This window comes from Pontimicrobium aquaticum (assembly GCF_005047595.1).
GTDB lineage: Bacteria > Bacteroidota > Bacteroidia > Flavobacteriales > Flavobacteriaceae > Pontimicrobium > Pontimicrobium aquaticum.
Genome location: NZ_SUPL01000004.1, coordinates 99,728 through 113,049, shown reverse-complemented (window position 1 = coordinate 113,049; position 13,322 = coordinate 99,728). Strand labels below are relative to the sequence as shown.

Below are 13,322 nucleotides of genomic sequence, written 5' to 3'. Positions count from 1 at the left end.
TAAACATTACACCATGTTGCGTATTACTTTTATATTAGCCTTTTTAGTGTTTTTTTCATGCAAAGGAAATCTTAAAGATTCTAATAAGGTTGAAGTTAGCAAAAAAGCATCAGCTTTAATAAAAACCTTCAAGTATGCAAAAGATAGTGAACCTATTATAAGTGTACATCGTGGAGGAGTTGGGTTAGCAAACTATCCTGAAAATTGCTTGGAGACCATACAATATGTAAACGAAAATATTTCAGCAGTATTTGAAATAGATGTAGCCAAAACTAAAGATGATGTTTTAGTGTTAATGCACGATAACACCTTAGACCGAACCACTACAGGAACAGATAAACTCGATAAATATACCTATCAAGAACTACTAACATTTAATTTGGTGGACGATTTTGGTAATGGAACCAAATTTAAAATACCAAAATTTGCCGATGTATTAACTTGGGCAAAGGCTAATAATGCGATTCTTACAGTAGATATTAAACGTAGTGTAGATGTGTTGGAAGTTATTAACGAGATTAGAAAATATGAAGCTGAAGATATTTCAGTAATAATAACGTATGATGTAGAGCAAGCTGTTCGTGCACATCAATTAGCGCCTGATTTATTACTATCTGTTTCAGCTAGAAATCAAGAAGAACTGGACAGATTACTTAAAACCAGCATACCTACCCAAAATATGTTAGCATTTACTGGGACACGATTATCAGAAGTTCAACTTTACCAAAACTTACACGATTTAGGAATACAAACTATTTTAGGAACGCTTGGCAACCTTGATAAACAAGCCGAAGCTAGAGGTGATAACTTATACATGACATGGCGTAAATTGGGAATAGATGTATTTGCAACCGACAGACCATTTCAAGCTGCTGCTGCATTAAATATTGTAAAGTAAAAATTATAAAATAGTATAGTAACGATGAAGTACACGAGATTAACCAAAGAACAATTTGAAGAACTACACCAAGAATTCATAAATTTTTTGGCAACACAGTCTATAACAGCGGACGAGTGGCAAGATATTAAAGCCAATAAACCAAAGGTTGCTGAACAAGAATTAGATGTGTTTAGCGACTTAGTATGGGAAGGAGTGCTGACTAAAGCGGAGTATCTTGAAAACATTTCTCCACAACACATGTATTTGTTTTATTTAGCTAAAGAAAGAATTGAGCTTATAGGTTTAAAAATAACAAATACAGCCATAGACTTAACCACAAGAGAAGGTTTTTCTTGGTTGCGGGAGAATTTAATGGACGATGCCGTGGAGCTTTTCCAAGCTAAAAAAGAGTATTCTGAGGATAAGCAACTAGATAAGTTTGCCTTAATACAGCAAGGATCCGTTATCACTAAAGGTGATTTATTTAAGTATTTTGAAAAATTAGTGCATTAATTTTGTCATTCCTTTGAAGGCAGGAATCTATTTCAAATTAAACTGTTATTTTTGTCATTCCGTACTGTTCCACTGAGCATGTCGAAGTGTGATGCGGAATCCACTTATTTTATTGATAATTTTAGAATTTTAAAAAGAGATACCTGTCTTCGCAGGTAGTTGATATGGCACAAAAACCAAGCATTCCAAAAGGCACAAGAGATTTTAATCCTGAGCAAGTTGCAAAACGCAATTACATAGTTAATACTATAAAATCTTGTTTTGAACGTTTTGGATTTCAACCTATAGAAACACCAAGTTTTGAGAATTCGGATACGCTGATGGGTAAATATGGTGACGAAGGAGACCGATTGATTTTTAAAATTTTGAATTCAGGAGATTATTTGTCTAAAGCTAATGAAAGCGCTTATAATGAAAAAGATTCTAATAAGCTAATCTCAAGCATCTCAGAAAAAGCCCTTCGTTACGACCTTACAGTACCCTTTGCACGCTATGTCGTACAACACCAAAACGACATAGTATTTCCGTTTAAACGCTACCAAATACAACCTGTTTGGAGAGCCGATAGACCACAAAAAGGACGTTTTAGAGAGTTTTACCAATGTGATGCCGATGTGGTTGGGTCGCAATCTTTATGGCAAGAAGTTGAGTTTGTACAGCTGTATGACGAGGTGTTTACCAATTTAGGGTTAAAAGGCACCACTATAAAAATCAACAACCGCAAAATTTTATCAGGAATAGCCGAAGTGATTGGTGCTCAAGACAAGTTAATCGATTTTACAGTCGCACTAGATAAGCTAGATAAGATAGGCGAGGAGAAAGTAAAAGAAGAAATGCGTAGCAAAGGTATTTCTGAAGATGGCATTACAAAACTACAACCTCTATTCACTTTAAAAGGCAATTTTGGTAATCAAGTTGAAAACTTAAAAACCATATTAAGCTCTTCTGAAATAGGAAAAAAAGGCATTGAAGAACTAGAATTTATTGATAACACTATTACTACTTTAGGGCTTAAATCGGCTAATTTACAATTAGATGTCACGCTTGCTAGAGGTTTAAACTATTATACAGGTGCTATTTTTGAAGTATCTGCACCTCAAGGTGTACAAATGGGCTCTATTGGTGGAGGCGGTCGTTATGATGACCTTACAGGAATTTTTGGATTAAAAGAAGTCAGTGGCGTTGGTATTAGTTTTGGTTTAGATAGAATTTATTTGGTTTTAGAAGAACTGAATTTATTCCCAGAAACAGTGTCCAACAAGGTTGATGTATTATTTATAAACTTTGGTGAAACCGAAGCTTTATTTGGATTAAAGGCTATAAAAGCATTGCGGGGATATGGTGTTAATGCTGAGTTGTATCCTGATACTGCTAAGATGAAAAAACAAATGACCTATGCCAACCGAAGAGCAATTCCTTACGTGGTTTTAGTAGGAGAGGAGGAACTTAAAAACAACCAATACACTCTTAAAAACATGGAATCTGGTGAGCAGGAAAAATGCTCTTTAGATGTACTAATAGATAAAGTAAAATAAAAAAGCTCCTTTTTAGGAGCTTTTTAAGTTTAGTGTAACTAACTAATAAAATTAAATATTTCAGTTTCACAACAATTTTCTTATTCAACAACCACTTTTTTAGTGATTAAACCTTTATTGGTGATCATATTTATGATATAGGCACCAGTATTTAAGTGTTTTACTGTAATTTCTTTATATCTGTCTTCAAAAGCCGTATCCATTTTAAATACAGATTGACCTAAGATATTAACCATTTTTACGCTATTAATGATTAAGTTATCAGGGTTTATAACGATGATGCTTTCTTTGTCATTCGAGAAATGCAAATTAGTTTTAGTTAACCCTTCAATAGGATCTACTTCTTCTTCACCGTTAGAAAAAGTAATCTCAAATCTATCATAATGTTCACCAATGGTTAAGAACACTTCGTAATTGGATTCTCTAAGGTCATGGTATATTTCTAGCTCCTTATCTAGTAGATAGATATTAGTATCAATAGGTATATTTTCAAGATAATCCACTCTAATAGTTGCTGTACCTTCTTGATCTATTTTTACACCAAGCGGTAAAGTCCTGTTGATGTTAAAATCACTCACACCTTGAATCACAAACTTATTGTTGTCAAAGGTCCAGAACATATCCTCGACATTATCTTCAATAAGTGGCGCATCATATCCAATATCATGTCCATCGGTAGTGTTACTATCAATACCTACAGCAATTTGCCTATGATAACCTTTAGGTGAATCAAAGTAGAGTTTAATAACTTCACGAGTATCATTAGTAGTTTTAGAAGTTGTAACTGATGATTTTTTTTGTTTGCTTTTACCATCATTAACTCTCATGAATACTGAAGGGTCAGCTGCTTCAGTTTTAAACGTACGTTGACTATTTTTAAAGGTAATAGATCCACCAGTATCGGCAGTCACAAAAAATCCTTGTGCTACAGGGATGTAACGTTCTGGAGCACCTTTAGAGCTGGTTAAGCCTCCAGTATGATTAATTCGTACATCGTTATTGATAGCAGCAGTTCCAGTTATTAAGGTATAAGCTCCATACCCACCTTGGTATTCGGAAAGAATATGTGTAGAACTAGCAAAGTGTTCCCAAAAATACAACGTACCATTAATAATGTTAGACCCAGCTCTACCAGCACCATCACTAATATTGTCAAGAATGAACTCGTTGGCATCAATGGCTGAGGCATATGGATTACCAATTAAATAGTCATTTCCAGCCGATAGCGTTAAGGTAATATCTCCATTGTGAGGTTTTCCATTAAACACGTAGTTTTGTTCAGTAAAGATAGCACCACTTGTGTTTGTTGTGCCTTTCATGGTATATCCTTCACCAGGTTGTAATGATCCAGTACTACGTACATGTTGCCAAGAAGGATAGTTATCACTTACTCGATTGGCATATTTCCAGATCCAATAATCGGCAATACCAACAGGTGAACCAGAAGTTCCATCGTACCCAGAGGTTAACCAATTAATAGATGAAGGAATGGCAGGTGTAGTACCATCATTTAATACATCAGGGAGTGTATAGTTGTTATTATTACTTATAGTACTGGTTACACCCACAGGTGCAGCCCAATAGTTATAGGTATATAAATCGGCAGTTCCTTGTTGGTCACGCTCAATAGTACCTTTACTATTAATATCGAGTGTACTATCAGAACCTTGAACTAATTGTGATTCACCTTCAAGGTCTATAAGTCCATCGAGTTTTAAGTACCAACTCACATTGAGTTCAGAATCGTTTTGAACACTAAATTCTATAGGGTTCAATCCTGCATCTAGTTCATTTACAAATAGACCAAGATGCTTTTGGCGGTCATTGTATGTGATATCATCATGTTCTACTCTTACAATAGACCAGTCATAAGTAATGGCATCAGCGCCATTTACACCATCTGAAGCGATGTCTACAGCTGTTGGTAACGAACCACTTTGTTGTGTCACAAAAGGTAAGGGTGCAGATTGATAGTCGATGATTTTAAAGTTGTACATTTTCGCACCAGTTCCTGTATCAATAGTTCCAGTTGTTAAATCATCAGTAATATCATCTTTATAGACATCAAATCTAAAGTATCTTTGTACGTTGCTCCACGAAAGCGTGGTGATGTTTTTGGGTATTATAGCACCTCTTACTAAAGTGTTGTCTTCTATTTCTTGATAGACATTTTTCTGATATTCGTCGGCAGTCAGTGCTTTGTCAAACACTTTGGCTTCATCAATATAACCCATAAAATATCCTGAATCTGTATCTGGATTTCTTCCTAAAGTATAAGAGGAGGTATCGCTAGGAAGACTCCCTGAAATTGCGGAGCTTGAAACTTCAAGACCGTTAATATAAAGCTTAAATATATTGTCAATATTGCTGTATGTAGCTCCAATATGAACCCATCTATCAGTAGCTAAAGCACCACCATTTGTTATTGTTGTGCCATTGGCAGTAGCCGAAATACTTAAATCGGCATTTAAAGTTATATAAAAATTATCTTGCCCCATGATGGTCTTACTTCCACCTGTAATGGTAGGATCAATTTTTATCCAACCCATTTGAGTTGCTTCAGACCAGGTTCCAATGACTGAGGCATCTTCTATATAATCATTTCTACCATCGAAGTATAAATGTAGTTTACGATCTAAATCTCTAGGAGACCCAAAGGCAGCGTCATCTGTGTCAAATAAGTCTAATATGCCGTCGCCTTCACTATCGTTGGTATCATCTATAACGCCATCGTTATTAGCATCTAAATTAGCATATAGTGTATGTGAAATATCAAAAGTTACTCCGTCAGAGGTAATGTCCATATAGTCAGGAATACCATCACTATCGCTATCCAGAACATAGTAAGTATTCCCTAACCCTTGATTTGAGTTGCCATAGGCAGTACCAAAGGTGCCACCATTATAATAATCGTATATATCAAGAATACCATCTGTAAAATATTCAGAAGTACCATCAGAATCTATATCTGTTTCTCTTATAGCATCCGTATCAGGACCATCTCCAACACCATCACCAGTGATGTCGCCATCACCATTTTGATAGGATGGATCAGCAGTATTGCCAGCTCCAGATTCATCTACATCAAAGATAGTGTCATTGTCACTATCTAAGTCTAAATAGTTAGGAACACCGTCACCATCTGTGTCCAGAACACTATTGCCTTCTGCTAGATCGTGCATGCCATTACCATTAGCATCTACCCAAGATGCTATTCCAGTTAATGTGGCAGTCCCTTCACTTAGGTCACCTAAACCAGCTTCAACCACATCTGGAATCCCATCGTTATCAGAGTCTAGGTCAAACACATCAGCAATGCCATCATTATCGGTATCACAAAGGGTTTGAGAAATAACAATATCATCAATAGCCAAGTCATTACCAAGTCCACCAGGGTTATTGTTTATAAAGTACACGTAAAATTCACTTACATTTAATGTTAGGTCGGCTGTAAATTGATGCCAACTATTTGCAGGATCACCTTCAATAGAAGGTGGAATATCTCCGGTAGTAATTGATTGTAATACATTACCACCTGCATCACGGAATTCTACTAAAATATTTGGGCGTATTCGAGTATTTATATTGTTAGCTGTACTAATGTCGAGGTTTAATACCCAAAAACTATAAGTAACAGGGACATTTGGAAGGGCACCTGTAATTGTAGCTGTATAAAATGTTCCAGGGTCGTAAGAGGCGTTAAACATCGCCATTCTACCATTGGTGTCTCCAGAGGTGTGGTCTTCACCAGTATACCATAGTCCATCTACCCAAGACGCTACCTCTCCATTAGGCGTGTTATTGGTACCATCATTTGTTCCTGCTGTGTAGTAAACAGCGTATTCACCATCATTTAAATCTATACCACCAAGAGAAGGGCAACTTGCAGTACCATCTTCATAGCAATAGGTTGTGGTAGCATCGTAAGTGGTGTTTATGGTTGTTCTATTGGTACCTTCTCCAAAGGTCTCGTTTAAAAACTTATAGTTCATGACTGTAGAAGTACTTGATACTTGGCATGCCAATTCTTCTTCTGAATCTAAAATACCATCGTTATCATCATCTATATCTATGTTATCGTATATACCATCTCCATCACTATCAAAGAAGTTTTGTTCAGCTCTTGCTTCAATATCGAATTGATAAGTAGATTCGTCACTATCATTATTGTTGATGGTCACTGTCGTGGTTTTCGTGCCTATGGTTAACGAATTAAACTGAACGGTAAATGTAGTACTGCCACTACTAGCCACAGGAGAGGCATAAGGTGTGCCTATAATGGAAAAATCTGTCGTGTTGGATAATGTAATAGAACTGATGGTTAGATCGGCTGTTCCTGTATTTTGTATGGTAAAAGTTCTTGATACCAAAGATTCAACATTTACGGTGCCATAGTCGGTGGCATCAGTTAATGATGGCGTGTTATCTCCATCAACAATATCAACACTGTTTCCTTGTACATTTATTTCTGGTACTGGAACATAACCATTACCTTCTATGTCAAAATTATACGGATTTTCGTTAGAATCATCATTTGCAATACTGACTGTTGCTGTTCTTATTCCTGCTGCGCTGGGATCAAATGTTATTACAAATGTTGTACTGCCACTTGAAGCAATAGTGTTTGCAGGGGCGGTCGTTACTGCAAAGTCTGCGGCATTGGTTCCAGAAATAGTTACATAAGGTGATGCTCCTGTTAAACTTAGTGCTGCCGTACCTGTATTTTGAATGGTAAAGGTGTTAGGATTGGTACCACCTGCAACATTTACAGTTCCAAAATCGGTATCATCAGTAACCGAGGGGGTAGTGTCTCCATCATTGATGGTATTTCCTAGCCCAGTGATATTTATCTCTGGAGTTTTTGGGTACCCTGTCATAACAACATTGTCTATATATAAGTCATCTGAACTTTGGGAAGCATCAGCTCTAAACCTAAATCTAGAGTTAGCTGTAAATGTATAAGTTCCTCCTGCTGTTATAGTTGCTGTTTCTCCAGTGTATGTTGTGTCATTATTGAAGTTAGAACCTCTAACATAAGTAGTTATAGGTGTTGCATTCCAGCTAGCACCACCATTGTTAGAGAATTCAATAAAGAAGTCATGACCATTATTAAATCCACTAGTTCTAAAATCAAAAACAATAGTTACAGAACCAAAAGTTGTTAGGTCAATATCATTAGTGTACATAGAAGAATCTTGATTGTTATTGTCTTGTAAGTTGACACTATTGGCACCAGATAAAATAGAACCTGTATTTAAAAAGCAGTCACTGCCTCCATCATTCCAAATTCCCCATCCTGATTCAAAATCTTCCGAGTCAATGACGGTTTGCGAGTATAGGCTTCCAGAAACCAATAGCAGCAGGATACACATCCAATGATATAAACTATAAGTAGTTTTTTTCATATTAAGTTGTTTCGATAGATTTGGGAGCTATCTTATTTTTTATATAACAGTTATATTTTTATTCTTTCTAACAAAACTATGGGTTAATTGCATGAAAGACAAAAAAACTCGACGAACTACAATGCGTGTTTTTTGCCTTTACTTAACTATTAACTTTTTAGTTTTCAATTCTTTATCATTATTATCCAGTACTTTCACAAAGTACAAACCATTTGAGAGGTTTGAGATATTGAGGGTACTATTATGTGTTAAATGTGTGTTCTTCATTAAAACTTTTCCTTGCAAATCAATGATTTGAACAGTTACTGAATTATAAGCTGCATTAGTACCAAATGTTAGCTTGATATGGGAGCTTGCAGGATTGGGAGTTAATGAAAATGTGTTTAAATTCTGCTTAGGATTGCTTAAAACGGTTCCACTATATGTAAATTTCATAATTACACCTCGACTTGTTCCTTTGTTATTATCGGTAATTGCATATAGTGTAACACCATCAGGATCCATGATTACATCCCTAAATCTTTCACTTCCTGAATGAAATTCTTCGTACGTACCATCTTCTAACGCGGTTCCAGCAGCGTTTAATTTTGTTCTTAAAATCATTCCAGCTTTAAGTGTTGGTATAAACAATGATGTTCCCCAACCAGGTATTTTACCACCTTCGTAAATATTAATACTAGAAGGAGCTACCGTTGGCCATGTTAGCCAACCACCAGTTGGTTCTGTTGCAACCGTACTGTTATAAGTGCCTATTGGAGGTTGAAAATCGGTCATTGTAGCTGCTGATGTAGATTCGTCAATATATGCACCAGGACAGCTGTTTGCATCGTATGAACCACAATTTGCTGGATAGCTTGACCAATTGCAATATGCGTAAGCAGAGTCATCGTTATAACCAGCAATTAAAGGCCATCCATAATTTTTTCCAGCTGTAATAATGTTTAATTCATCGTCTGTTTTATCACCATGTTCAGAAGAATATAATATACCATTAGATCCAAAAACGATGCCTTGAGCATTACGATGACCATAGGTATAAACATGGCTTTTTACACCATCTAATGTTGGGTTGTCTGCAGGAATACTGCCGTCTAAATTTAATCTTAAAATCTTTCCCTGATAATCTGAATGATCAGTATCACTAGTGGGTAAATATTGTGATCTAATTTCTTCACAAGCATTACCACTTCTGTTATTTCCATGCTCACCAATAGTCCAATACAGCTTTAGGTCTGGACCAATTTTAATTTTCCCGGAATTATGGTCATTACCCGCAGCAATATCATCAATAATAGTTGTAGCACTTCCACTGTTTAAGGTGCCAGTACCCGAATTATACGTATAGCGAGCCACTCTAAATTTTCTTGAAAGACCTGGACCTGGATCGTCATCATAGGTATAGACCAGATATACGTAATTGTTTGTTGAGGTATTCATGTCAGCATACAAATCAGGATGGACTGTCATACCCAATAAACCATCTTGAGATACCGATTGATGCACTTGACCTGTTAAGTCTAACATTTCTGTTTTAGACCCACCAGCTGTACTTACTTTTACTACTTTTTTGCCTATACGTTCCGTTATCCATAATGTATTGTCTGGCATATATACTATGGTGTTTGGATAATTTAGTTCTTGATTACTTGTCAGGTTGGTCACTGTCCAATCAGGGCCTGAAGTGACTGGGGTTTGGGAATTAATAGATTGACCAATACATATCAATAATAAAAGGAGCTTTTGTTTCATGGTATTTTGTAGGCATTAATATTTTTTAATTGACGGTACAATTTTAAATAAAAAATCCATGAAATGCAAATAAAATCGATAAAATACAAATATTGAATTATAGAATATATATTAACTCATATTATTCTTACAAAAAAAACCTCTTTTTAAATCTATATTATAAGGTTAAATTGACTATATAAAGTGCTTCTTTATGTTTGTGCGCTAGAAGTAAACTTTAACGAAACGCATAAAAAAAACCAGATACATTCCGTATCTGGTTTTACTGCTGTAGCGAGACCGAGATTTACAGAATCTTTTTAAGGAAGCTTTACAATAGTTAAAACCAAAACACTTTGTGTTTTACGGCTTTTTTTATTCTCATTCACCAGAAAACTAGCTTTCCGTTCTGAGAATAAAAAAACCAGATACATTCCGTATCTGGTTTTACTGCTGTAGCGAGACCGAGATTTGAACTCGGGACCTCCGGGTTATGAATCCGACGCTCTAACCAACTGAGCTATCTCGCCAAATTATGTTTGCGCCACCGCCTTCCAGCAGCAGACTTTAAATATTTTTCTCTTTGCCTAGCTTCTTTCCTTGTGTTATAGGATTCAGCATGGATAATTATCCAAGGAAGATACGCCTTTGTTGATTTTACACTGCCAGAATTATGATTTTTCAACCTTTTATCCAGATTAATGGTCATACCAACATAAAACCTCTCAAACTTAGAGCTGTAAAGAATATAGACAAAGAACATATATTTTCCGCTTTCATAAGGCAAACCAACTGACCTGCCCGAATGAATTCGTTCAGGCGGGGCTATCTCGCCATATCATTGCGGCTGCAAATATAAAAACAAATTAATTGGGTGCAAACATTAACTAAATAAAATAATTCTAATTTTAGTTTTAAAACTAAATAATTAATGTATATATTGACATTCAAAATTTTTTTAAGATTTATGGACGATAAAATAAAGGTAGATTTAGAATTTCCAATACACGCTTCTCCTCAACTTCTATATCAATATATATCAACACCTTCAGGTTTATCCGAGTGGTTTGCAGATAACGTAAATTCTCGTGGAGAGCTTTTTACTTTTATATGGGACGATAGTGAAGAACAAGCTAAACTATTAAGCAAAAAAAGTGGAGAACGCGTAAAATTTAAATGGCAAAATGGCGAAGATGATGCCTCTTATTTTGAAATAAGAATTCAAGTTGATGATATTACAAAAGATGTATCTTTAATGGTAACCGATTTTGCAGACGAAGATGAAGTTGATGAAGTAAAAATGCTTTGGGAAAATCAAATTTCCGATTTAAAGCAAGTACTTGGTTCAGCTTAAATATTCGTATTAAATACCCTATATTTGTCCCGATTTATTCGGGATTTTTTTTATGGTAAATAGCAACGGTAAAATTCTACAAGACATAAACGCATCATTAACCTTAAATAATAGAGGTTTTAACTATGGTGATGCTGTATTTGAAACGATTAAAGTATCACATTCTAAAATTTTATTTTGGGAAGATCACTACTTTAGGTTAATGGCCTCCATGCGAATTATTAGAATGGAGATTCCAATGACTTTTACTTTAGAGTTCCTTAAAGAAGAAATTTTAAAACTGGTTAAAAACAACAACCAAACAGAAAAGTCTGTAAGAATTAAGTTAGTAGTATTTAGAGATAGCGAAGGACTTTATACACCTAAAACTAACGATGTTTCTTTTCTTATAACATCACGAGAGTTGAACAATGATTTTTATGAAACTAATGATACTACTTATATAGTTGACCTTTACAAAGATCATTACATATCCCCAAGTTTATTATCTACATTGAAGAGTAATAACAGACTTATAAATATTGTAGGTGGTATTTATGCTAAGGAGAATAACTTAAATAATTGTTTGTTGCTAAACACTAATAAAAATGTAGTTGAAGCACTTAACTCAAATGTTTTTTTAGTAAAGGATAATACCATAAAAACACCACCGCTTAGTGATGGTTGTGTTAAAGGAATTATGCGCAAGCAAATTATTGAAATAATTAAACTAATGCCTGAATATACAATTGAAGAATCTTCAATTTCTCCATTCGAACTTCAAAAAGCCGACGAGTTGTTTTTAACAAATGTCATTACAGGAATTCAACCTATTAGTAATTATAGAAAGAAGAAATTTTCAGCTACTTTTTCAAAGAATATTTTAGCAAAATTAAATGTAAAGGTAAGGTTGTCTTAGTTGTAACTTGGATCTTCAGGAGCGTTAGACCAAATACTGTATTCGCCACCAAGTTCTAACATTTTTTCTTTCCAAAAACTTACGTCGTTTTTTTCAATAATAGACTTTTTGTAAATATTTGCTGCTACTATCCAAGCATTTGATAATAACTCATTGGCTAACTGTTTATTTTCCCAACCTGTATAGCCAAGAAAAAACCTAATATCATTATTGTTTAGTGCCTTGTCGTTTATGAGCTGTGTTACTTTTTTAAAATCCCCTCCCCAATAAATACCATGCGATATCTCGATACTATTTGGGATTAACTCTGGTATTTTATGAATAAAGTAAAGGTTGTCTTGTTCTACTGGTCCTCCATTGTATATTTTAAAGGAGCCTTCAATTTCAGGGATTAAGTCATTAATGGTATAGTCAAGAGGTTTGTTTAGAATAAAGCCAATAGAACCTTCCTCATTATGATCGGCTAATAAAATTACTGACCTATTAAAAGATACATCTCCTAATATGGATGGCTCTGCAATGAGCAAATGGCCTTTTTTTGGGTTTTGGTTGACCATAATTGGTTAGTTTATAACTACAATCTAAGACATATTTATTTAAAAAACAACATTTTTAATATGTATGAAACAAAAAAAGACTCGCTATTAGCGAGCCTTTTAATATAAAACGTAAGTTTATTTTTAGTTTACAGCGTCACTTAAATCAGATCCAGCTTTAAACTTTACTACATTTTTTGCTTTAATCTTTATAGTTTTTCCAGTTTGTGGATTTCTTCCTTCTCTAGCAGCTCTTCTTGTAACTGACCATGATCCAAAACCTACTAAAGAAACTCTGTTTCCTTTTTGTAATGCTCCTTCAATGTCAATTAATAGACCATCTAATGCTTTTTTAGCAGCAGCTTTAGTAATTCCAGCGTTTTCTGCCATTCCATTGATTAAATCTGTTTTGTTCATAAAATTAAGTTTTAAATTGTTATTATTTGGGTTAACGTTTTTGTTAAATCCTACAC

10 protein-coding genes and 1 tRNA gene are annotated in these 13,322 nt (G+C 34.9%); 5 read left to right on the top strand and 6 right to left on the bottom strand.

Annotated features, from left to right (window positions below):
• Positions 1–13 precede the first annotated feature (13 nt).
• The 3 genes from E5167_RS08315 (at position 14) to hisS (ending at position 2,928) form a co-directional block, all read left to right on the top strand.
• Complete coding sequence (locus tag E5167_RS08315) at positions 14–898, top strand: glycerophosphodiester phosphodiesterase family protein (protein WP_169301402.1); 885 nt, start codon at positions 14–16, stop codon at positions 896–898.
• Positions 899–922: 24 nt separating this feature from the next.
• The gene (locus tag E5167_RS08310) at positions 923–1,393 is read left to right on the top strand and encodes a DUF6495 family protein (protein WP_136842983.1); all 471 of its coding nucleotides are present in this window, start codon (positions 923–925) and stop codon (positions 1,391–1,393) included.
• A gap of 164 nt (positions 1,394–1,557) precedes the next feature.
• Entirely contained in the window at positions 1,558–2,928 is a 1,371-nt protein-coding gene (hisS, locus tag E5167_RS08305) for a histidine--tRNA ligase (RefSeq protein ID WP_136842981.1), read from the top strand.
• A gap of 80 nt (positions 2,929–3,008) precedes the next feature.
• Here the strand turns inward: hisS and E5167_RS08300 are convergent, their stop codons facing one another.
• The 4 genes from E5167_RS08300 to E5167_RS08285 form a co-directional block, all read right to left on the bottom strand.
• Positions 3,009–8,333 (bottom strand): choice-of-anchor D domain-containing protein, encoded by a 5,325-nt coding sequence (locus E5167_RS08300; protein WP_136842979.1) that lies wholly within the window; start codon positions 8,331–8,333, stop codon positions 3,009–3,011.
• A 138-nt stretch (positions 8,334–8,471) separates the two neighbouring features.
• Positions 8,472–10,082, bottom strand: a complete 1,611-nt coding sequence (locus tag E5167_RS08295; protein WP_136842977.1) for a PQQ-dependent sugar dehydrogenase — start codon at positions 10,080–10,082, stop codon at positions 8,472–8,474.
• A gap of 435 nt (positions 10,083–10,517) precedes the next feature.
• A tRNA-Met gene (locus tag E5167_RS08290) sits at positions 10,518–10,591 on the bottom strand.
• On the bottom strand, positions 10,582–10,824 hold the full coding sequence (locus E5167_RS08285) for a GIY-YIG nuclease family protein (RefSeq protein WP_136843503.1): 243 nt from the start codon (positions 10,822–10,824) through the stop codon (positions 10,582–10,584). Before E5167_RS08285 ends, E5167_RS08290 begins: the two co-directional genes overlap by 10 nt.
• A gap of 204 nt (positions 10,825–11,028) precedes the next feature.
• Here E5167_RS08285 and E5167_RS08280 point away from each other — a divergent pair, with 204 nt between their 5' ends.
• Entirely contained in the window at positions 11,029–11,415 is a 387-nt protein-coding gene (locus E5167_RS08280) for an START-like domain-containing protein (RefSeq protein ID WP_136842976.1), read from the top strand.
• 52 nt (positions 11,416–11,467) lie between these two features.
• Positions 11,468–12,313, top strand: coding sequence for an aminotransferase class IV (locus E5167_RS08275; RefSeq protein WP_136842974.1), 846 nt, complete (start codon positions 11,468–11,470; stop codon positions 12,311–12,313).
• Here the strand turns inward: E5167_RS08275 and E5167_RS08270 are convergent.
• Positions 12,310–12,870 carry a YqgE/AlgH family protein gene (locus E5167_RS08270; protein WP_136842973.1) on the bottom strand — a complete coding sequence of 187 codons (561 nt, stop codon included), beginning with the start codon at positions 12,868–12,870 and terminating at the stop codon, positions 12,310–12,312. The two genes, E5167_RS08275 and E5167_RS08270, sit on opposite strands and share 4 nt — an antisense overlap.
• Before the next feature lie 123 nt (positions 12,871–12,993).
• Positions 12,994–13,266: an HU family DNA-binding protein gene (locus tag E5167_RS08265; RefSeq protein ID WP_136842971.1), complete on the bottom strand. Its 273-nt coding sequence runs from the start codon at positions 13,264–13,266 to the stop codon at positions 12,994–12,996.
• Positions 13,267–13,322 lie beyond the last annotated feature (56 nt).